Annotated in this window: 20 protein-coding genes and 2 pseudogenes; 15 read left to right on the forward strand and 7 right to left on the reverse strand. The window is 70.8% G+C overall.

Going from position 1 to position 19773, the window contains the following annotated elements:
• The first annotated feature begins 114 nt into the window (after positions 1-114).
• The 7 genes from OG446_RS10330 to OG446_RS10360 all read left to right on the forward strand — a co-directional run bounded on the left by OG446_RS10330 (position 115) and on the right by OG446_RS10360 (position 7974).
• Entirely contained in the window at positions 115-795 is a 681-nt protein-coding gene (locus tag OG446_RS10330; RefSeq protein ID WP_328898262.1) for a TetR family transcriptional regulator, read from the forward strand.
• A gap of 215 nt (positions 796-1010) precedes the next feature.
• Positions 1011-2222 carry an alpha/beta hydrolase gene (locus OG446_RS10335; RefSeq protein WP_328893743.1) on the forward strand — a complete coding sequence of 404 codons (1212 nt, stop codon included), beginning with the start codon at positions 1011-1013 and terminating at the stop codon, positions 2220-2222.
• Positions 2223-2338: 116 nt separating this feature from the next.
• On the forward strand, positions 2339-3286 hold the full coding sequence (locus tag OG446_RS10340; protein WP_328893744.1) for a DUF4429 domain-containing protein: 948 nt from the start codon (positions 2339-2341) through the stop codon (positions 3284-3286).
• A 100-nt stretch (positions 3287-3386) separates the two neighbouring features.
• Positions 3387-4778 (forward strand): sensor histidine kinase, encoded by a 1392-nt coding sequence (locus OG446_RS10345; protein ID WP_328893745.1) that lies wholly within the window; start codon positions 3387-3389, stop codon positions 4776-4778.
• Positions 4775-5473 (forward strand): response regulator transcription factor, encoded by a 699-nt coding sequence (locus tag OG446_RS10350; RefSeq protein WP_328893746.1) that lies wholly within the window; start codon positions 4775-4777, stop codon positions 5471-5473. Before OG446_RS10345 ends, OG446_RS10350 begins: the two co-directional genes overlap by 4 nt.
• A gap of 249 nt (positions 5474-5722) precedes the next feature.
• Positions 5723-6766, forward strand: coding sequence for an alpha/beta hydrolase (locus tag OG446_RS10355; RefSeq protein WP_328893747.1), 1044 nt, complete (start codon positions 5723-5725; stop codon positions 6764-6766).
• Positions 6766-7974 carry an acyltransferase family protein gene (locus OG446_RS10360; RefSeq protein ID WP_328893748.1) on the forward strand — a complete coding sequence of 403 codons (1209 nt, stop codon included), beginning with the start codon at positions 6766-6768 and terminating at the stop codon, positions 7972-7974. Before OG446_RS10355 ends, OG446_RS10360 begins: the two co-directional genes overlap by 1 nt.
• Before the next feature lie 82 nt (positions 7975-8056).
• On the opposite strand, the gene OG446_RS10365 is transcribed toward OG446_RS10360, so the two are convergent.
• Together OG446_RS10365 and OG446_RS10370 are read right to left on the reverse strand one after the other, a co-directional pair.
• Positions 8057-9073, reverse strand: coding sequence for an aldo/keto reductase (locus tag OG446_RS10365; RefSeq protein WP_328893749.1), 1017 nt, complete (start codon positions 9071-9073; stop codon positions 8057-8059).
• Between the two features lie 26 nt (positions 9074-9099).
• The gene (locus tag OG446_RS10370; protein WP_328893750.1) at positions 9100-9540 is read right to left on the reverse strand and encodes a MerR family transcriptional regulator; all 441 of its coding nucleotides are present in this window, start codon (positions 9538-9540) and stop codon (positions 9100-9102) included.
• 205 nt (positions 9541-9745) lie between these two features.
• Here OG446_RS10370 and OG446_RS10375 point away from each other — a divergent pair, with 205 nt between their 5' ends.
• Together OG446_RS10375 and OG446_RS10380 are read left to right on the forward strand one after the other, a co-directional pair.
• Positions 9746-10285, forward strand: coding sequence for an ArsR/SmtB family transcription factor (locus OG446_RS10375; protein ID WP_328893751.1), 540 nt, complete (start codon positions 9746-9748; stop codon positions 10283-10285).
• A 17-nt stretch (positions 10286-10302) separates the two neighbouring features.
• Positions 10303-11577: an MFS transporter gene (locus OG446_RS10380; protein WP_328898263.1), complete on the forward strand. Its 1275-nt coding sequence runs from the start codon at positions 10303-10305 to the stop codon at positions 11575-11577.
• Between the two features lie 183 nt (positions 11578-11760).
• Here the strand turns inward: OG446_RS10380 and OG446_RS10385 are convergent, their stop codons facing one another.
• The 3 genes and pseudogenes from OG446_RS10385 to OG446_RS10395 form a co-directional block, all read right to left on the reverse strand.
• Positions 11761-12645: a fructosamine kinase family protein gene (locus OG446_RS10385; protein ID WP_328893752.1), complete on the reverse strand. Its 885-nt coding sequence runs from the start codon at positions 12643-12645 to the stop codon at positions 11761-11763.
• An 831-nt stretch (positions 12646-13476) separates the two neighbouring features.
• A pseudogene (locus tag OG446_RS10390) lies at positions 13477-13581 on the reverse strand (MarR family transcriptional regulator); the annotation flags it as partial.
• A 111-nt stretch (positions 13582-13692) separates the two neighbouring features.
• A complete protein-coding gene (locus OG446_RS10395) occupies positions 13693-14064 on the reverse strand; it encodes an EthD domain-containing protein (RefSeq protein ID WP_328893753.1) in 372 nt (123 codons plus the stop codon).
• 148 nt (positions 14065-14212) lie between these two features.
• Here OG446_RS10395 and OG446_RS10400 point away from each other — a divergent pair.
• Together OG446_RS10400 and OG446_RS10405 are read left to right on the forward strand one after the other, a co-directional pair.
• Positions 14213-14578: pseudogene (locus OG446_RS10400) on the forward strand (MerR family transcriptional regulator); the annotation flags it as partial.
• 525 nt (positions 14579-15103) lie between these two features.
• Positions 15104-15919 (forward strand): serine hydrolase domain-containing protein, encoded by an 816-nt coding sequence (locus OG446_RS10405; RefSeq protein ID WP_328893754.1) that lies wholly within the window; start codon positions 15104-15106, stop codon positions 15917-15919.
• On the opposite strand, the gene OG446_RS10410 is transcribed toward OG446_RS10405, so the two are convergent.
• The gene (locus OG446_RS10410; protein WP_328893755.1) at positions 15885-16352 is read right to left on the reverse strand and encodes an ATP-binding protein; all 468 of its coding nucleotides are present in this window, start codon (positions 16350-16352) and stop codon (positions 15885-15887) included. The two genes, OG446_RS10405 and OG446_RS10410, sit on opposite strands and share 35 nt — an antisense overlap.
• Positions 16353-16435: 83 nt before the next feature.
• Here OG446_RS10410 and OG446_RS10415 point away from each other — a divergent pair, with 83 nt between their 5' ends.
• Genes OG446_RS10415 through OG446_RS10425 form a run of 3 tightly spaced genes read left to right on the forward strand, consistent with a single transcriptional unit; the run spans position 16436 to position 18133 of the window.
• The gene (locus tag OG446_RS10415) at positions 16436-17260 is read left to right on the forward strand and encodes a helix-turn-helix domain-containing protein (RefSeq protein WP_328893756.1); all 825 of its coding nucleotides are present in this window, start codon (positions 16436-16438) and stop codon (positions 17258-17260) included.
• Complete coding sequence (locus OG446_RS10420; protein WP_328893757.1) at positions 17244-17516, forward strand: DUF397 domain-containing protein; 273 nt, start codon at positions 17244-17246, stop codon at positions 17514-17516. The genes OG446_RS10415 and OG446_RS10420 overlap by 17 nt, the downstream gene beginning before the upstream one ends.
• Positions 17513-18133 (forward strand): HAD-IA family hydrolase, encoded by a 621-nt coding sequence (locus OG446_RS10425; protein ID WP_328893758.1) that lies wholly within the window; start codon positions 17513-17515, stop codon positions 18131-18133. Before OG446_RS10420 ends, OG446_RS10425 begins: the two co-directional genes overlap by 4 nt.
• A gap of 28 nt (positions 18134-18161) precedes the next feature.
• Here OG446_RS10425 and OG446_RS10430 read toward each other — a convergent pair whose 3' ends face one another.
• Positions 18162-18551, reverse strand: a complete 390-nt coding sequence (locus OG446_RS10430; protein ID WP_328893759.1) for a hypothetical protein — start codon at positions 18549-18551, stop codon at positions 18162-18164.
• Between the two features lie 349 nt (positions 18552-18900).
• Between OG446_RS10430 and OG446_RS10435 the strand changes: the two genes are divergently transcribed.
• The gene (locus tag OG446_RS10435; protein WP_328893760.1) at positions 18901-19632 is read left to right on the forward strand and encodes an alpha/beta fold hydrolase; all 732 of its coding nucleotides are present in this window, start codon (positions 18901-18903) and stop codon (positions 19630-19632) included.
• The last annotated feature ends 141 nt before the right edge of the window (positions 19633-19773 follow it).

A 19773-nucleotide genomic window follows, 5' to 3' on the forward strand; every position in this document is an offset into this window, starting at 1 on the left:
TGTCAGTCGCTGACAGTTGACAAACCAATTCACAAGTCGGTAACTGTCACGTAGCTCACACGTAGCCCGCGAGTAGTCTGAGCTGGACAAAGCAGGGAAAAGAGGATGACTTCAGTGACCGACGGGCAGCGAACCGCAGGCCTTCCGGCCGGGCTGCGCGAACGCAAGAAGCAACGCACCCGGGACGCCCTGCTCCGTGCCGCCCTCGACCTCTTCACCACTCAGGGGTACGAGGAGACCACCGTCGACGAGATCGCCGACGCCGTCGAGGTCTCCCAGCGCACCTTCTTCCGCTACTTCGCGGGCAAGGAGTCCGTCGTCTTCGCGGTCCAGGAGATGGTGGAGTCACGCTTCATCCTCGAACTGCGTCAACGTCCCGCCAACGAAGCCCCTTTCGAGGCCATGCGCCGCGCGGTCCTGTGCGCCTGGAACAGTATCGGAGAGGCGATCGAGGCCATCATCCCGGTCGAACTCCACATGCGGGCGTACCGGATGATCGAATCGACACCCTCCCTGATCGCCGCCCACATGCGGCGCAGCGTCGCCCTGGAGGAGCAGATCGCCGCACTGATCGCCGAGCGCGAGGGCCTGGACATGACGCGGGACCCACGTCCGCGCGTGGCCGTCGCCGCGTTCTCCGGCGTGATGCGGGTGACCGGGCAGTTGTGGGGCCGGGGCTGCGACGGCAGCATGGAGTCACTGCGGACGCTCACCGAGGCCTACCTGGACCAGCTGGGCCCGGCCCTCGCCGGAGACTGGCGTGCGCACCCCGCCGGAGCGGCGCACCTCGACTGAGGTGGTGTGCCGCATGCCTCAGACCCGGACATGACCGACCTCACAACAGGCGGGCCGCGACGCCCCGATGGGGCACTCCGACGGCGTCCGGCGCGGCGCAGCGTCGCGCAAGGCCGTACACAGCGTGAGGAGAACGGGGCTTCATTCCCCACACCCGGGTGATGTGCGTCACCCGCTTAACGACTCCTTACGCGCGTCTCCTAATGTGTGGCGAAGTGACTTCCTTCGACTCCTCCCCCACGCTCACCGCCTGGCGCGCTCTTCTCGCCGTCGCGGTCGTGTTCGTGATGCTGGCGACCACCGGTTGGACCGCCGTGCGTCATCAGCACTCCGACGCGCCACGCACCGTCGCACTCGCTTCCTGGGCCAAGGGGTCGATAGCGGGGCGCGCGCTGCCCGCGGCGGATGCGCCTCCGTACAAGCTGGCGCACTTCTTCGCCGCTCTCACGGACGCGCAGCAGGCCGGGCTGGCCCGCAAGTACCCCCTCGTGGTGGGGAATCTGAACGGCGCCCCGGTCACCCTGCGCTACCAGGCGAACCGGCTGGCGCTGGAACAGGCGCGCACGGCCGAGCAGACCCGGGTGCACGACTCCAGGCTCTCCCCCGACGGCCGCGCCGACGCGCAGCACCGGGTGGACCGCTTCCGGTCGATGCTGGCCGAGGGCCGCCACTTCCTCGCGTTCGACCCGTCGGGCCGGGGCCACGCCGCCGAGGTGTTCGGCGATCTGGACCGGGCCGAGCGGGTCTCGGTGGTCGTTCCGGGCGTCGACACGAACCTGCTGACGCTGGAGCGCACCGGGGACAAGACGAACGCCGCCCCCGTCGGCATGGCCAAGTCCCTGTACGCGGCCGAGCACTCCGCGCATCCCGGCGTGCGGACCGCGGTGATCGCCTGGGCCGACTACACCGCACCGGCCGGCATCGGCATGGACGCTGCCCTGGGCAACCTCGCCGAGCGCGGGGCCGTCCGGCTCGGCGCACTCGTGAAGTCGCTCCCGGGAGCCGCTCCCGTCTCGCTGTTCTGCCACAGCTACGGCTCCGTCCTGTGCGGCGTCGCCGCGGACGAACTGCCCGGCCGGGTGACGGACATCGCGGTCGCGGGGAGCCCCGGCATGCGGGCCGACAACGCCGGCCAGTTGCACACCCGGGCCAATGTCTGGGCGATGCGGGACCATGACGACTGGATCGAGGACGTGCCGAACCTGGAGGTCGGAGGCCTGGGCCACGGGGCCGACCCGGTGGATCCGGACTTCGGCGCGCGGATCGCTTCGGCGGGCGGCGCGGTCGGTCACAGCGGCTACTTCGAGCCGGGGACCGAGAGCCTCGGCAACTTCGCCGCGATCGGCGCGGGCGCCTACGCGTCCGTTACCTGCGCGCCGTCCGACAGCGGCTGCCACGAACAGATTTCCGGCCACACACCGGCCTGACGCGCACAAAGAACCGTGCACACGGGTCTGACGCGCGTAGAGAACCGCGACCGGCCAGGAATTGTGAGGGCCTCCGAGGGGGGACGAGCGGGCAAGTGCCGCATACGATGAGGCACATGGGTGATGTGCTGGCCGGAATTCATGCCACCTGGGAGTTCGACACCGACTCCGTGCTCATCCGCTTCGAACGGGGTATCCGCACGCCGAGGCTCTTCCAGAGCCTCCGCGAGCGCCGCGTCCCGCACGCGGCGCTGGCGTCGGTGACGCTCACCCCGGGCAAGCGGGGCACGGTGGTGCTGCGTGCGGTCCCGAGACCCGGTGCCGATCCGCTGCTGGAGGCGGCGGCCGGGCAGCTCAAGGACGGCTGCGATCCGTACCGCCTGGTGCTCCCCGCCGAACGGGAGACGCTCGCCGAGTACTACGCGGACGAGCTGCGCGCCCGGCTGGGCCCCGAGGCGCACGAACCAGCCGACCGGTTCCTGGTCGCGGCCCCCGAGGCGCCGATGCGCTTCAAGGCGTACGACGGCAGGGCCAGTTTCGACGGCGACCGGATCTCGTTCCGGTGGTTCTGGACGGGTGCCTCCTCGGAGAAGTGGAAGGCGGGCGACCAGACGTTCCCGGTCACGGAGCTGAGCGGGGTCGAGTGGCGTTCGCCCGAGGCCTTCGAGGGCTATCTGCGGCTCGTGCCGCGGGGACCGGCGTCCGTGGCTCCGGCCGCCGGCCCGGCGGTCACCGGCCCGGGTGCCGGCCTGCTGACGAGCGCCGCCCCCAGCGCCGAGCCGATGGCGGGGCGTCCGACCCGGGCCGATCAGGACCCGGCCGCGGTGATCTTCGGCCTCGGATACGGACCGGTGCACGAGTCGCTGCCCTTCGCCGCGGCCGTTCTGGAATCCGTCCGCAGGAAGCAGTCCACGCCGGTCGCGGCCGCATTGACGAGCGCGGGACACCGGGACCCGGCGGACATCGCGGAGCGGATCCGCCATCTCGGCGAGCTGCATCAGGCGGGTCTGGTGACGGACGACGAGTTCAGCGCGAAGAAGGCCCAGCTGCTCGCCGAGCTGTAGCGAGGACCGGCGGTCATACCCCCGTACGAGAACGGCGGCGGCGGATCGGAACCCCGGTATGACGCCGGCGGGCGGCTTCGCTGCCTACCCTGATCAGGCCATGCCCACTTCCTCCCCGCCCCCGCCGTCATCGCCGCCGCCCGCTCCCCCGCACCCGCCGGCGGACGGGCTGCTGAGCGCCGCCCGCCGCAATCTGCGCGAGACCGGCCACGCGCTGTCCCACCCCTCCCACCCCCCGACACCGCTCCTGGCCGGTGCGCCGAAGCAGTGGCAGCGGCTGCTGCCGTACGCCGCCGTCCTCGCGCTCGCCGCCATCTTCGTCCCGGTCACGATCAACGTCCTGAGCCACCAGTACGGACTGAGCGGTGGCGTCGCGGCAGCGCTCGCCGTCGCGCAGGCGGCGCCGCTCCTGATGCTGGCGCACCGCCCGCTGCAGGCCTGGTGGATCATCTTCCCGGCGCAGGTCCTGGGTGCGGTCGTGCTGATCGGGCAGGACGGCGGGCAGGACCATCCCTGGCCGTGGACCCCTCCCGGCCTCGTCGGATACCTCTTCCTGCTCCTGGCGCTGGGTCTGCGCGAACGGCGGCGGGCCCTGGTCGGCGTCTGGCTGGCGACCGGGGCGGCGGGTCTCGTCCTGTATCTGGTCTCCGCGCACCGCGGCACCGACAACTCGCTCCTGATGGTCATCCTCGGCGCCGTGGTGCTGGTGGTCGGCGCGACGGTACGGGAACGGGGTGACGCCCAGCGCCGGCTCGCCGAGCAGGAGACGATCAGCGAGGCCGAGCGGGCGCAGCGGACGCTGCTGGAGGAACGGACCAGGATCGCCCGCGAGCTGCACGACGTGGTCGCCCACCACATGTCGGTGATCACGGTCCAGGCCGACTCCGCCCCGTACCGGCTGCAAGGGCTGTCCGACGAGGCACGCGAGGAGTTCGCCACCATTGCCGCGAGTGCGCGGGAGTCCCTCACGGAGATGCGGCGGCTGCTGGTGGTGCTGCGCAGCGAGGGTACGGAGGGTGAGCGGGCGCCCCAGCCGGGGCTCGACCGGGTGCAGCAGCTGGTGGAGGCAACGGTACGGGCCGGGCTGCCGGCCGAGCTGTCGCTGCCCGCCGGGCTGAAAGGCGTACCGCAGGCGGTGGACCTGTCCGCGTACCGGATCGTGCAGGAGGCCCTGGCGAACGTGGTCCGGCACGCGCCGGGTGCCCGGACCCGGGTGTCGGTCAGCTCCGACGGTGAACATCTGACGGTGCTGGTCGTCAACGACCCGCCGCCGCAGACGGGTTCGTCGCTCGCCCCGCGTACTCCTGTGGAGACGACGGGGACGGGACACGGGCTGGTCGGCATGCGCGAACGCGTACGGTTGACCGGTGGAACTCTGGACACCGGGCCGCTTCCGGACGGCGGCTTCCGGGTGGCCGCACGGCTCCCCCTGCCACCCGCGTCGGCGCCTGCTTCCTCTTCCGCCCCGCCCCCGACTCCGGAGGACTCGTGACCATCCGTGTGATCATCGTCGACGACCAGGCCATGGTGCGGGCAGGATTCGCGGCGCTGCTGGCGGCGCAGTCCGACATCGACGTGGTCGGTGAGGCGCCGGACGGCCGCCAGGGTGTCGACGTCAGCCGCCACACCCATCCGGACGTGGTCCTGATGGATGTGCGGATGCCCGAGATGGACGGCCTGGCGGCGGCCCGTGAGCTGTTGAACCCGCCGGTGGGCGTGGTGCACGTGCCGAAGGTGCTGATGCTCACCACTTTCGACGTGGACGACTACGTGTACGAGGCGCTGCGCGCCGGTGCGTCCGGGTTCCTGTTGAAGGACGCCCCGCCGGCGGACCTGATCTCGGCGGTCCGGGTGGTGGCGGCCGGGGACGCGCTGCTGGCGCCGTCCGTGACGCGGCGCCTGATCGCGGACTTCGCCCGGCAGCGGCCGTCCGGGGCCTCCCGCGGCGGGCCGGCGCTGCGGCTGAACGGGCTGACCCCGCGCGAGACGGAGGTGCTGGAGCTGATCGCGCGGGGGCTGTCGAACCAGGAGATCGCGGGGCATCTGGTGCTTGCGGAGCAGACCGTGAAGACCCACATCGGCCGGGTGCTGGCCAAGCTGGACCTGCGCGACCGCGCCCAGGCGGTGATCTTCGCGTACGAGGCGGGGCTGGTGGTGCCGGGCACACCCGGCCCGTCCGGCAGTTGAGGACGTCTTTCGGCCCGCCCGGCGACTGAGCACATCCATCGGCCCGCCCGGCAGCTGAGCACATCCATCGGCCCGCCCGGCGACTGAGTACGAAGCAGCCCGCCGGGCCGCCCCGTACACCCCCTACTCCGGTATCACCCCGCACTTGGCCCCCCGGTGTGACGCCCCCTCACCCACCCTCTTCCTACCTTCCTCTCCGACGCGCCGAACGGCGTGCGGGAGCCGGTACAGCCGGAGAGGGAGGGTCGGATGCGCCGCTATGCGAGGACCTTGGTCGCGGTCGCCCTGGCGACCACCGTCGTGTCAGGGACCGCCGGCTGGGCGTCGGGGAACGCCCAGCAGGCACTGACGGGGCCGCCTCCCGGCACCGCCGCCTGGCGGTCGGATCACGTACTGGGGCGGGAGCTGCCCGATCCGGCGCGGGACACGCCCGCCGAAGTGGCGCGGTTCTTCGCAGGGTTGAGCGAGCGGGACCGGCAGTCCCTGGTCGCACGGCATCCGCTCGTCGTCGGAAACCTCGACGGCGCACCGGTCGGACTCCGCTACCGGGCCAACGCCCTGGCCCTGAAGGCCGATCCCGATCCCCGGTACGCAAGTCTGGCCGCGGACCCGCACCGCCGGATCCTCGCGTTCGATCCGCGTGGCCGCGGCCAGGTCGCCGAGGTCTTCGGGGACCTGACCACGGCGGACCGGGTCTCGGTCGTCGTGCCGGGTTCGGACATCGACGCCGGGACCTTCGACCGTACGAGCGATGTGTACGGGACGCCGGCCGGCATGGCCAGGTCGCTGTACGCCGAGACCGGTCCGGGCAGTGCGGTGATCGCCTGGGCCGGGTACACCACGCCCGTCGGCGTCGGCGTGGACGCCGCGACCGGCTCGCTCGCCGAGGCCGGGGCGGACCGCCTGACCCGTTTCACGGACGGGCTCGCCGCCACCGGCGTGCCCGAGCCCACCGTGTTCTGCCACAGCTACGGCTCCGTCGTCTGCGGCCTCGCCGCGCCCCGGCTGCGCGCCGGCGACCTGGTCGTCCTCGGCTCGCCCGGGATGCGCGCGGACGACGTCGGCGATCTGCACACCGAAGCCCGGGTGTGGGCCGCCAAGGATCCCGACGACTGGATCGACAACGTGCCCCACGTCGAGTTCGCCGGGCTCGGCCACGGTGCCGACCCGGCCTCCCCGGAGTTCGGCGCCCGCCGGGTGCCCGCCGGTGACGCCCATGGCCACACCGGATACTTCGCCCCCGGCACCGAGTCCCTCCAGGCCTTCGCCGCGATCGCGGACGGGGAGCTGTGATGAGCCTGCACGCCCTCGCCTCCCGTATCGAGGCCCGTACCCCCACCCACCGCGACCGTGCGCTCGACGGTCTGCGCGCCCTGGCGCTGCTCGCCGTCCCGACCGGGCACTGGCTGCTCGGCGGATTCCGGCTGGACGGCGGCGGGGCCCTGCACAACGCCAGTCCGCTCTCGGCCTTCGGCGCACTCGCCCCGATCAGCTGGGTGCTCCAGATGCTGGGCGTCTTCTTCCTCGTCGGCGGGTACGCCTCGGTCCTCTCCTACCGCCGGAGGAAGTCGACGACGGGCGCCTGGCTGCGCGGGCGGATGGCCCGTCTCGGCCGGCCGGTGCTCGGGGTGACGGCCGTGTGGGCGGTGATGATCCCGGTGCTGCACGCGCTCGGAGTGCCCGGCGACACGCTGCGGACCGGGTCGACGCTGGTGATCCAGCCGCTCTGGTTCGTCGGCGTGTACGCGGTGGTGACCGCGCTGACGCCGTTCTGTATCCGGATGGCGAAGAGGCTCGGCGGCTGGGCCGCGGCCCCGTTGCTCGGTGCGGTCGCCGTCGTCGACCTGCTGCGTTACGGGCCGCTCGGTGACGCCATGCCCTCCTGGCTGAGCATGCTCAACATCCTTCCCGGCTGGCTCTTCGCGTACCAGCTCGGTGTCTCCTGGGCCGAGGGCCGGATCGGGAAGCGGGGCGCCCGGTTGCTGCTCGTCGGCGGTGTCGTGCTCTTCGCCGCCCTGCTGTTGCTCTTCCACTACCCGGTGTCGATGGTCGGGGTGCCGGGCGAGGCGCGTACCAACTCGCATCCGCCGTCGCTGCTGGTCCTCGCGCTGGGCGCCGCACAGAGCGGTGCGGCGATTCTCCTGCACGGCCGGATCGGCCGGCTGCTGCGCAGGCCGCTGGTGTGGGCGCCGGTCGTCGTCGTCAACCTTTCGGCGATGACGATCCTGTGCTGGCACCAGACGGCGATGCTCGCGGCGGCGGTCCCGGCGTCCTTCGCGGGGGCGGTGCCCGGGCTGACGACCGGCCCGGACACGCTCGGCTGGGTCCTGGCCCGGCTGGCCTGGATGCCGGTGTTCGCGGGGCTGCTGGTGCTGATCGCCCGGTACGCGCGGAGGTTCGAGGCGCCGTGGAAGGCGGGGACCCGGGCCGCGAACGCCCGCCGCGCGATGGCTGGGGTGCTCGCGGCGGGGTTCGCGGTGTTCGCGCTGGGGCTGGCGTGAGGACACGAACGCCGGGCCCGACGGCTGCCCGCTCACGCGCCCGTCCGGTGCGGCCGTCGCCGCGCCGGACGGGCGCACCGTGCTACTCGCGGGCCGTGGCCGTGTTGCTCATGTCCGGGTAGCGGTCCCCCGCCACCTGGCCGGCGATCGGCTCCAGCAGCGCCAGCTCCTCGGCCGACAGCGTGAGCCGGGTCGCGCCGACGTTCTCCAGCAGCCGGCTGCTCTTACGGGTGCCGGGGATCGGCACCACGGCCAGCCCGTGCACCTGGGCCCGCTGCTGCACCCAGGCGAGCGCCACCTGGGCGGCGGTGGCCCCGTGCGCGGCGGCGATCTTGTGGACGGGCTCCAGCAGCGCGGCGTTCGTCTTCGCGTTGTCGCCGGTGAAGCGAGGCTGGAACTGCCGGAAGTCGTTCTTCGCGAGGTCCTTGCCCGCGTCCGCGAACGCCCCGGTCAGGAAGCCCCGGCCGAGCGGCGAGTACGGCACGAGGGTCACGCCCAGCTCCACGGCGGCGGGTACGGCGCTGCGCTCGACGTCCCGGCTGAAGAGCGACCACTCGGACTGGAGGGCGGCGATCGGGTGCACGGCGTGCGCCTCGCGCAGCTCCGCACCGGTCACCTCGCTCAGCCCGAGCTGCTTGACCTTGCCCTGCTCCACCAGCTCGGCCATCGCGCCGACGGACTCGGCGAGCGGGACGGCCGGGTCCCGGCGGTGCATGTAGTAGAGGTCGATGACGTCGGTGTTCAGCCGTCGCAGGCTGTTCTCGACGGCCTGCCGGATGTACGCGGGGTCGTTGCGCACGCCCCGGTAGTGCTGGTCGTCCTCGCGTCGTTCGATGGCGAACTTCGTGGCGAGGGTGATCTCGTCCCGGTGCGCGCCGACGAAGGGGGCGATGAACGTCTCGTTGGCGCCGAGGCCGTAGACATCGGCGGTGTCGAAGAGCGTGACGCCCGCGGCGAGGGCCGTCTCCAGGGTCTCGCGGGCGGCGGCCTCGTCGGTGTCGCCGTAGAACTCGCTCATGCCCATGCAGCCGAGCCCCTGGACACCGACCTGCGGGCCGCCGGTGCCGAGCTCCGCGGTGGCGATCTTGTTGTCAGTCATCAGGCACTGGGCCTTTCCGGCGCCTGTCAGGCGCCTGCGTAGAACTCGATCTTGTAGTCGAGGACGGCGAGGGTGTCCTGGAGCTCCGCGATCCGCGTCCTCACGTCGCGGCGGGTCGCCTCCAGCAGTTCCTTGCGCTCCTCGAAGGTGTGGTCGCCCTCGCGGACCAGCTCCGCGTACCGGACCATGTCGGCGACCGGCATTCCGGTCAGCCGCAGCTTGCCGACGAAGGCGAGCCAGTCCAGGTCGGCGTTGGTGAAGCGTCGCTGCCCCGTGTGCGACCGGTCGACGAGCGACATCAGCCCGATCCGCTCGTACCAGCGCAGCGTGTGGGCGCTCAGCCCGGTGAAGGCGGCCACCTCACTGATGGTGTACCGGTCCTGGCCCTCGGGCCGCGGGTGGGGCCGGGGGGCCGATGCGCAGGCATCCACCCCTGCCGAAGTGATCTCAGTCTCCCTCACCGTCATGCCTCCACGCTAGAACCCTTGAGTGCACTCTAAGCAAGCGTTGCCGGATACGAGTTTCGGACACAACCGCACCGGGCTCGACGATCCACCACCCCGGGCCCGAAGCCCCGTGACACCGCGGGCCTTTCGCGCCGGGCGGAGCAATGTGGCCCAACCTCGCGCCAACCCCTTGCCCAATGGTCAAGAAACGTTGACCATTGAGCGCATGCCTACCGATGACCCCTCCGAGACGTTTCACGTGACCACGGACGAACAGCTGCGCGCCGTCTCCAATCTCACGCGCCACCGGATCATGGCCGTGCTCCGCTTCGAGCCGGCGACGATCACGCAGATCGCCGCGCGGGTCGGCCTCGCGAAGGGAAGTTCCAGCTATCACGTGCGCCTACTGGAACGGGCCGGCCTCGTGAAGGTGGTCCGGACCCGCAAGGTCCGGGGGGTCACCGAGCGGTACTACGCGATGGCCGCGCAGTCCATCGCGATGCCGGACCCCGGGGCGGGGCAGCCCGACCCGCTGATGCGGCACGCGGTGGCGGACCTGGAAGCCGCACCCGCGGAGAGCGAGCGGCATGTGCGGATGGCGCATCTGCGGCTCACCGACGAACAGTTCACGGAACTGGGGGCGCGGCTGGGCGCCCTGGCGGACGAGTACCAGAAGCTGTCCGATCCCTCACTGCCCGACGTGTCACTCGTTTTCGCACTGTTCCGCCCGGCTCCGCCCGAGCAGGTCGAGGAGGGATCCGAGTGAGAGTGGACGAGAAGAAGTTGCCGTCCGGGTTCGGCCGGCTGTGGACGGCGCAGACGGTGTCGTCGCTCGGTGACGGGGTGACGCACGCCGCGCTGCCGCTGCTCGCCCTGATGCTGACGCGGGACCCGATGGCACTCGCCGTCGTCACGGCCGCCGGGACCCTGCCGTGGCTGCTCTTCGGAGTGCTCGGCGGTGCGCTGGTGGACCGCTGGGACCGCCGGCGCACGATGTGGGTGGCAGACGCGGCGCGCGCGTTGCTGCTGGCGATACCGGCGACAGCCGCCGCACTCGACGTGCTGAGCATTCCGCTGCTCGCGGCCGTCGCCTTCCTGCTCGGCCTCGGCGGACTCTTCTTCGACACGGCCGCCACGGCCTATCTGCCGGATCTCCTCGGCCGCGACCCCGCACTCCTGGAACGCGCCAACTCCCGCCTGCGCGGCGCCCAGACCGCAACGTCCGGCTTCGCGGGGCCGCCCCTGGGCAGTGCGCTGCTCGCGCTCGGACGGGCGGTCCCCCTGCTCGCCGACGCGGTGTCGTTCGCGCTCTCCGCCCTGCTCGTACGGTCGCTGCCCGCCGCGCCCCTGCCCGTGCCCGAGGCCCGCGAGTCGCTGCTCCGGCAGGCGCGGGCCGGGGCCTCGTACGTCTTCCGGGACCGTCTGCTGCTCGGGCTCGCTCTCCGTCCGGCCGTCGGCAACGTCGCCTTCCTCGCCGTGGAGACGGTGCTCGCCCTCTTCGCGCACGACCGTCTCGGCATCCACACCTTCGGCTTCGGCCTGCTGCTCACCGCGGAGGCCACCGGCGGCCTGCTCGGCGCGGGCATCGCCTCCTTCCTCGGCCGGAAACTCGGCACCGGCACCGCGCTGACCTGCACGGCAGCGGTCGAGGGGCTTGCCATCCTGGGACTCGCCTCCGCCCCGAACCCTTACGCGGCCGGGCTCGCGCTCGCCGTCTGCGGCGCGGGCATGGGCGCCACGATGGTGCTCGGCCCCTCCCTCCGGCAGACGATCGTCCCGGCCCACCTGATGGGCAGGGTCGCCTCCACGTCCCGCATGCTCGCCATGTGCGCCGCCCCGTTCGGCGCCTTCCTCGGCGGCTGGCTGGCCACCGCGTACGACATCCGCACCCCGCTCTACGCCGCCGCCGGCCTGCTCCTCACCATGACCGCCGTCACGGCGACCATGACGAGCAACCGCCGGGTCGAGGCAGCACTGCGCGGCGCCGCCCCGGCCGACGCCCCCGATCCCCCGGAGTCCGCGGAACCCGCCCGCGAGGCCGCACTCGAACCGTCCTGAGGCCGCCCCGGCCCGCACCACGCACGTCTCTCGGGGTGCTCTCCAGCCGTCCGGCTCCCGACAGCCTCCGGGCGTCGGCAAGCGGCGCGACGAGGCGCAGAAGGCCCTGTCCGCCGCCGTCGCTCCGGCTCCGGCTCCGGCTCCGGCTCCGGCTCCGGCTCCGGGCAGTCAGCCCGGCTGCGTTCAGGACCGCCGGCGGAACGGGGCGAGCGTGGCGCGCACGAGATCCGCGGCGCCCCAGTCGGGCTCGAACTGGGCGATCACGGCCAGGTGCTGGCGCAGCTGGAGGATCGGCATGCGTGCGCGCCAGTCGCGGTCGAGTCCGGTGAGCTCGGCGTACCGCTCGAAGAACACGTGCGCCTCGGGCGGCGGCGCCGTCGTCCACAGATGGGCCAGGTCGACCTCGGCCCAGGTGTACGACACGGCCGGGTCGATCAGCGCGGGGCGCCCGTCGTGGGTGGCCATGACGTTCTGCGCCCACAGGTCGCCGTGCGTCAGGCACGGGGGCCTGACCGGCAGCAGTTCGGGCAGCCGGTCGCACAGACGCTCCAGCGCCGCCCGGTCCGCGGCGTCGAGGGCCTCCTGGACGCGTCGCTCGCCGAGCCAGCGCAGCAGCCGGTGCTGGGCGAAGAACGCGAATCCGTCGTCCTCCCAGGTGTTGACCTGCCGGCGGCGGCCCAGCCAGTTGTCCCGGTGCCATCCGAACCGGGAGGCCCGCGTGGTGGTGTGCAGGCGGGCGAGGGCGTGCGCGAGCTGTTCCCAGAAGTCCTCGGTGTCCGTCCGGGGCCGCAGTACGGACAGGACGAGCAGGTCGCGGTCCACGAGGACGGTCCCGGGCGTGGCGACGCCGCCCGCCTCGCGCAGCACGGTGAGTCCCTCGGCCTCCGCCGCGAACGCGTCGTCCGACGGCGGATCGTCGAACGCCTTGACGAACACCGTCGTGCCGTCGCCGCGGCGTGCGAGCCCCGCGGTCGCGGCGAGGCCTCCGGTGGCCGGCTCGACGGCGACGACGTCGGTCAGGCCGGCCCCGTGGAGACGTTCGAGCAGGAAGGACATCGCCTCTGTCACGAGTGTGCTCCTCTGTCGGTCACGCGTCATGCGATTCAGGGGTGGTTCAGCATCGGGCCGTCGGCACCGGTCCCTCGCTCCCGGGCCGGGCCTTCGAGGGCCGCCGCACCGGCCCGCACAGCCCTGGGAGGCAGGGAACGCCCGCCTACCGACCGGCCGCGGCAATCCTCCGCCGCGCGCATGGCGTGATCAACCCGCAGGGGCCTTCGGAGCCGACCACTTGGCCTCGGGCTTTCAGCGCGACGTGAAGCCGCTGTCATGCAGTGGTAGTTGCAACGAGAGGAGCCGACTGCCCCGGCCTGTGACCGATGGCCGGTCCCCAGCCTCGGGTGCGCCGTGGTGACGCGGGGGTGCTGAGCCGAGGTGGTCAAGCTCAGGGGCACGATGGGCCATCATCACGCCACAAGCGAAGAGGAAGTCCGAGCGGGCGAGCGAAAGCGAACCCTTGTCCTTACGAGCCGACATGAGGAACACCACGCTCGTCCGTTGTGCCGACTTCAGATGATCAAGCGGTGGCCGTGGGTCACAGGTACGGTCCGACCGCCGGCAGGCAGCGACCGACAAGCGGCCCGGCCGGACAGCCTCCAGGTTCTCCCGGATCGAGACCCGCCGCCGAGCCGGAGCAGATAGGCGCGGGCACTCGCCCTCGGCTCAACTCGACCGAAGCGGCCCGCGATCCGGGCCATGACCTGGTCGAACATCTTCCGCCAGAGGGCAGGATCCACGTCATGGCCCGCGGCCACCGAACGATCTTCGTTTGTCCCCACACCAACCGATGATCACGCGGTGGCTGCTCCCGTTCCCAGCCGGGCCCTTCACGAGATCGCGCAATCAGAACGGATTACCAGGAGCCCCGTCGCCGTCGACATTGGCCACCATCCTGCGCAGCACCTTGAGCGCGGCCACGCACTCCTCGTCGCTGATGCCCTGGTGGACCTCTTCGGGTCCGTCGCAGCCCGCGCCGTCGTGCCGAAGCCCACCGCGGTCTGTGCCGACGAGGGCTCATCCACGCAGCCAGCGGGTGCATCACGAAGCCACACTGGAGTACTAGGAGCTTTCCCGCATTTCCTGGCGGGTCGCCCCTTGGATAACAACCCTTTCTTCAGTGACCATCACCGCCACCGAATGTCTGTCGATGAACCTGCTCTCGTCCGGATTCACCAACTCCTTGTAATTCTTGGACGCAAAGAAGGCATCGTGATCCGCCCAACTCTCGAACCAGATCTCGGTGAGACCGTCGTAGGACGGACTCGGGTACCCCCCTGCGGGTACCGGATGCGAGACGGTGTACTTCTTCACGTACTGCCGCGCTTCCGGAATTGACGTGAACAACGGGGCGTGGCGGTCCCGGTGATGCGCGACGAACTCCCCGAAGGTCATTCCGGCGACACGATTGATCATGAAAACGAACTTGATCACGAGCTTTTCCCTTTCGTGCTCTCAGGCATACGAGGAGCCCGCGGCCGGATACCTCGACAGCAGATCGCGGGCCATGGAGTTAACCTAAACGCTCACATCGATGTCATGGGCAAGCCGCTCTGACTCAGCACACACGGGAGGGGTTCGGATGCGGATCGGTGAACTGTCCACCCGGACAGGAGCAAGCCGTCGATCGCTGCGCTACTACGAGCAGCAGGGTTTGCTGGTCAGCACGAGGTCCCCCAGCGGCCAGCGGTGCTACGACGACGCACACATCCAGCGAGTGGCGCTGATTCAGGTCTTTCTGGCCGCCGGAATGTCCAGCAGAACCATCGCCCAATTGGTCCCCTGCATGACGCTGCCCACCCCGGACAGAGCCCGGAACGCCTTGACGGCAATGAATGAGGAGCGAACCCGCCTTTCATCCACCATTGACAGCCTGGCCGCCGCCAGGGAAGCACTTGATCACCTGATCGACGTCAACCGGAGATTTCTGGCGAACGTGGCGGACGGCTCCGGCGCGGACGGGCCGAATCAACACTCCGCAATCCCTTCGGCGAGATGCCCCCATACCGCTCGCGCCCAAAAGATTTCCCTGGCTGACATCTTCCGCGACCCGCCGGGCTGAGGTCCGTGAAAGATCGGTCGCGATGTCGGACCTCGGCCAAGGCGTCGGCATCAGTGCCGTCATCGCCGAACCACTCCGGAGCAGGGCGCGCGGCACTCGCCCCATCGCCGCACGCCGCCAGCAAGTAGTTCCACCAGAGACCCGGCCGGTCCAGCAGTGGTTCCCCCGGAGCAAGCGAGCCGTCGTCGTACCCATTGATCAGCACCCCCGGTTCCCGTCACCGGCCACTGACACGGTTCGACCAGGATCAGCTCTGGGGGCGTCGTCCAGTTACGGGGACAGGTCTGCCGGCTTACGACGACAGGTCTGCCGGCTGGTGCGCGACAGTGAGTGGCCCCCAGCAGGCCCCCGAGGTCCTGTGCCTCTCACTGATCCGCTTGCCTCGCACACCAGGTCGTTAGTCTCGTAGGTATGCAAAGCCTGGCGATGATCGAGAACTGGCCCGTCCCCACCGCGGCAGCGGCCGTCGTACGAGCAGACGGGACGGTCGCCGGTACGCACGGGCCCACCGCGCACCGCTTCCCGCTCGCCTCCGTCACCAAGCCGCTCGCGGCCTACGCGGCGCTGGTGGCGTACGAGGAGGGCGCGGTCGAACTCGACGAACCGGCGGGCCCCGACGGATCCACGGTCCGGCATCTGCTCGCCCACACCAGCGGTCTCGCGTTCGACGAGCACCGGGTGACGGCCCCGCCCGGCACCCGGCGGCTCTACTCGAACGCCGGCTTCGAGGTGCTCGGCGATCACATCGCGAAGGCCACCGACATCCCGTTCCCCGAGTACCTGCGCCAGGCGGTGCTGGAGCCTCTGGGCATGACGGCGACCACGCTGGACGGCTCCCCCGCGCGCGACGGCGTCTCGACGGTCGAGGACCTCACCCGGTTCGCCGCCGAGGTCCAGGCCCCGCGCCTGCTCGACCCGCGCACGGTGCTGGAGGCGCAGAGCGTCGTCCACCCCGGCCTGAAGGGCGTCCTGCCCGGCTACGGCCACCAGAACCCCAACGACTGGGGCCTCGGCTTCGAGATCCGGGACCACAAGTCGCCGCACTGGACCGGCACCTCCTCCTCCCCCGCGACCTTCGGTCACTTCGGGCAGTCCGGCACGTTCCTGTGGATCGACCCGGCGGCGGGCGCGGCGTGCGTGGCGCTGACCGACCGGGCTTTCGGCCCGTGGGCGGCCGAGGTGTGGCCGCCGTTCACGGACTCGGTGCTGGCGGAACTGCGGGCGTAACCGGCGGCCCGGCGGCGGTCAGGCACTCGAACCACACCGCCTTGCCGCCGCCGTCGCGACGCGCCTCGACGCCCCACTTGTCGGCGACGGCGCCGACGAGGTGCAGCCCCCTTCCGCCCTCGTCGAGCACATCGCCCTCGACCACGACAGGGATCTGCGGGCAGTCGTCCGCCACTTCGACACGCACGCCCTCGCCGTCCGGGAGCCGGAAGACGAAGGTCTGGCAGCGGCGGCCGGGCACGTGCCGGACCACATTGGCGATCAGCTCGGTGAGCGCGAGCTCGGCAGCGTCGGCGAGGTCCGCCATGCCCCATCCGGTGAGGTAGAGCCGCAGGATGCGCCGCAGGTGCCGGGCGGAGTGCTCGCCCATGGCGAAGTCGGCCCGGTAGACGGGCTCTTCGGACTCGGTCCGGTGAGCAATTACGTGATTCATGTCACCATCGTGCGACCAGGTGACTACGCTCGGCTACGTACCGAAACGAACGCCGCGAGGCGTTGCACACCGGAGGTCCTGCCGTGGCCAACGTCCAGTCGCTCGATCCCAGCGCCTCTCCACTGGACTACTACGGCTGGGAGTTGCGCCGCCTGCGCGAGGCCGCCGGCCTGAACCAGGGCCAGTTGGGCGAGATCATCTTCTGTACGGGCTCACTGATCGGCCAGATCGAGACCACGAGGAAGCTACCCACCCGCGACTTCTCCGAACGCGTCGACGCCGCGCTGGGTACGGACGGGACGTTCTCCCGGCTGATGGGCCTGGTCCTGCGGAGCCAGCTGCCAACGTGGTTCCAGCCGTACGCGGAGATGGAGGCGAAGGCCGCCTACATCTCGACGTACCAGGCGCAGTTGGTCTACGGGCTGTTGCAGACGGAGGGGTATGCGCGGGCCCTCCTCGGGGTCGACTACCCGGACAGAATCGACGAAATGGCGGCCGCGCGGCTGGACCGGCAGCGGATTCTAGGGCGCGAGAATCCCCCCGCGCTGTGGATCGTCATGAGCGAGGCCGCACTGCTCCAGGAGGTCGGCGGGCGTGACGTCATGCGAGAGCAACTTGGGCGGCTGTTGGGTCTCCGGAACGACCCCTGGGTACAGGTTCAGGTGCTGCCATTCGACGTCGGGCAACACACGGGAATGATGGGGTCGTTCACCTTGCTGCGTTTCGAGGACGACCCTGACCTCTTCTACGTGGAGAGCTACGATCAAGGCCATATGACCGCCAACCCATCAGTAATCAAGGAGCGTTCGGTCGGCTACGCTCGGCTGCAAGCTACAGCCCTCTCCCCCGAGGACTCGGCATTGCTGATCGCTCGCGTGATGGAGGAACGCTATGGAAACCAGTCATGAGTTGGCAGGAGCGCGCTGGCGCAAGTCGTCGTACAGCGGAACCAACGGCGGCGAGTGCGTCGAGTGCACCGTGACCGGCGGCGCGGCCTGGCGTAAGTCGTCGTACAGCGGAACCAACGGCGGCGACTGCGTCGAGGTCGCTGCCGGCACCTGCGGCTCCGTCCCCGTCCGCGACAGCAAGGTCCACGACGGCCCCGTCATCGTGGTCGGAGCCGGCGCATGGCGCGGCTTCGTGGAAGGGCTTCGCGGGGAGTGACGCCCCTTCTGCCCTACGACGCCGTGCTCTGCGACATCGACGGCGTGATCCGCCACTGGCCGGCTGCGGACGAGTTGGAGCGAGAGCACGGGCTTCCCATCGGCGCGCTCGCAGCCGCGGCATTCGCCCCCGTACGCCTGCACCCGGCCATCACCGGGCAGATCACCGACGAGCAGTGGCGATCTGCGGTCGCCGTCGAACTCGCGGCCCGCCACGGATCAAAGGAGCGAGCGGACGCTGCGGTGGGGGCCTGGTCCGCCCTCCTGCCCGCCGTCGATCAAGAAGTCGTCGCGCTGCTCAAGGAGGTACGCGCGGTCGCGTCCGTAGCCCTGGTCTCCAACGCAACCACACGGCTGGAGCGGGACCTGGAACGCCAAGGACTCGCCGACCTCGCCCATGCCGTCGTGAACACCGCGCGCATCGGCGTCGCGAAACCGGATCTTCGTGTCTACGGCACCGCTGCCGAGCGCCTGGAGGCGGCGGTCGACCGCTGCCTGTTCATCGACGACACCGAGGCCAATGTCGCAGCGGCCCGCGAAGCCGGGATGACCGCCGTCCACTACCGCCGGTTCGCAGATCTGCACGAGGCGTTGTCGCCGCTTCGGCGCGTGGCCTGACTGCCACCCTGAACCACCGGCCTGGGCCTCAGGCGTCAGGGTCGACTTCGGGGTGTGAGAACCGCACGGGCTTGCCCAGCGACCGGGCGTAGGCGATTTCGGCTCGGGTGCTGTCCCCGATGTAGTCGCCCACTACCAGTACCTCATCGGCGAGGCGGATCTTCGCCCGGTGCAGATCGTCGAGTCGAACCTTCAGCGCCTGGGCCTCGACAGGATCGGACCAGAGTGCGTGCGGCGACTTCAGGTCGCAGCCCGGTTTGACGACGATCCTTCCGGCTTCGGTCTCCCGCAGATCGGCCTCGTTCATCTCGGCCATGAAGCGGGTGGAGCCGCAGATCACGACGATACCCGGGAGGCTCAACAGCCTCTTCGCGTCGGCGAGCTTCTCCTCGGGGGTGAGCAGTTGCGGATATGACACCAATTCCTCCTGGCGGTGTGGTCCAAGGGGTGCCTGCGGAGACGAGAACGAGGCTACTGGCAGGTTGGCCCGATTACGGCTGCCGCGCCCGCCACCGCCGCTTCTTCCGGGGCCTGTGCCTGGTCCTCAGTCGCCGTCGACATGACCATGCTGCGTGAGGGCGCGGGTCGTCCGGTCCGGCCGGTCGGCGACATCCGCTCTGGACGCTCTCGCGCTGTCCGTCGAGCTCACGACATGCCTCGCCTCTCTTCGAGCCATCGGGGATGTCACGCGACGCCCCGATTCCCAGCGGCAACGAGGGCGGGCTCATCGGTAAGCTCGGCCCGAACAGGCGTGCTCTGGGGGGCTCATGACGGCAGCGGTTGCACCACCCATCGTTTTCGTCCACGGAACGCGGTTCAGCGCGGGGCAGTGGAGTTCACAACTCGCCGCGCTCCGAGGCGAATACCAGGTCACAGCCGTCGACCTGCCGGGGCACGGAGCCCGTTCCGGTCAGCCCTGGAGTCTGACGTCGGCCACCGAGATCATCGCGTCCGCCGTGGACTCACTGGACAGCGGACCGGCCCTCGTCGTCGGGCACTCGCTCGGCGGGTACGCCGCGCTGGAGTTCGCGCGGCGCTGCCCCGGACGGCTGCGGGGCCTGGTTCTCGCGGGGGCCAGCGCCTCGACGCGCGGGGCGTGGTCGACGCCGTACCGGTGGGCCGCCGGGCTGGTGCCCCGCGTACCGGCGGACCGGCTGGCACGGATGAACGACCGGCTGCTGCGGCGGCTCTACCCGGCTGATGTGGTGGAGGCGACCATTCGTTCCGGTTACGCCTTCCATACGCTGCCGGCCGCCTGGGGCGAGGTGCTGGGGCGGTTCGACGCGAACGCGATGCGTCATGTCGCGGCTCCCGTGCTCATTCTGAACGGCGAGAAAGACACGGTCTTCCGGTCAGGTGAAGCGGCCTTCGCCCGGGCCCATCCGCAGGCCCGTGTCGAATTGATCCCGCGAGCGAGGCATCTTGCGAACTTCGACGACCCGGAGGCCTTCACCGACGCCGTCCGCCGCTTCGCCCGTGAACTGACCGCCGCCGACTGACCGCAGCCGTCCCCGCCCCAGTCCCCGTCACCTCACCTCACCTCACCTCACCTCACTGCCGAACGAGAGGTCGCGCTTCGGGCAGGGCAAGCACCAACATGAGATCAAGTCATGCCATATCGACTCGAAGATCCTTCGCGG

The organism is Streptomyces sp. NBC_00236, from assembly GCF_036195045.1.
In the GTDB taxonomy this organism is placed as follows: domain Bacteria; phylum Actinomycetota; class Actinomycetes; order Streptomycetales; family Streptomycetaceae; genus Streptomyces.

What these genes read in the sequence shown, in the direction of transcription:
- OG446_RS10375 (WP_328893751.1), top strand. Translation starts at nt 9,746, where the DNA reads ATGCCTACCGATGACCCCTCCGAGACGTTTCACGTGACCACGGACGAA.
- OG446_RS10355 (WP_328893747.1), top strand. Translation starts at nt 5,723, where the DNA reads ATGCGCCGCTATGCGAGGACCTTGGTCGCGGTCGCCCTGGCGACCACC.
- OG446_RS10370 (WP_328893750.1), bottom strand. Translation starts at nt 9,540, where the DNA reads ATGACGGTGAGGGAGACTGAGATCACTTCGGCAGGGGTGGATGCCTGC.
- OG446_RS10365 (WP_328893749.1), bottom strand. Translation starts at nt 9,073, where the DNA reads ATGACTGACAACAAGATCGCCACCGCGGAGCTCGGCACCGGCGGCCCG.
- OG446_RS10345 (WP_328893745.1), top strand. Translation starts at nt 3,387, where the DNA reads ATGCCCACTTCCTCCCCGCCCCCGCCGTCATCGCCGCCGCCCGCTCCC.
- OG446_RS10360 (WP_328893748.1), top strand. Translation starts at nt 6,766, where the DNA reads ATGAGCCTGCACGCCCTCGCCTCCCGTATCGAGGCCCGTACCCCCACC.
- OG446_RS10435 (WP_328893760.1), top strand. Translation starts at nt 18,901, where the DNA reads ATGACGGCAGCGGTTGCACCACCCATCGTTTTCGTCCACGGAACGCGG.
- OG446_RS10405 (WP_328893754.1), top strand. Translation starts at nt 15,104, where the DNA reads ATGCAAAGCCTGGCGATGATCGAGAACTGGCCCGTCCCCACCGCGGCA.
- OG446_RS10410 (WP_328893755.1), bottom strand. Translation starts at nt 16,352, where the DNA reads ATGAATCACGTAATTGCTCACCGGACCGAGTCCGAAGAGCCCGTCTAC.
- OG446_RS10340 (WP_328893744.1), top strand. Translation starts at nt 2,339, where the DNA reads ATGGGTGATGTGCTGGCCGGAATTCATGCCACCTGGGAGTTCGACACC.
- OG446_RS10420 (WP_328893757.1), top strand. Translation starts at nt 17,244, where the DNA reads ATGGAAACCAGTCATGAGTTGGCAGGAGCGCGCTGGCGCAAGTCGTCG.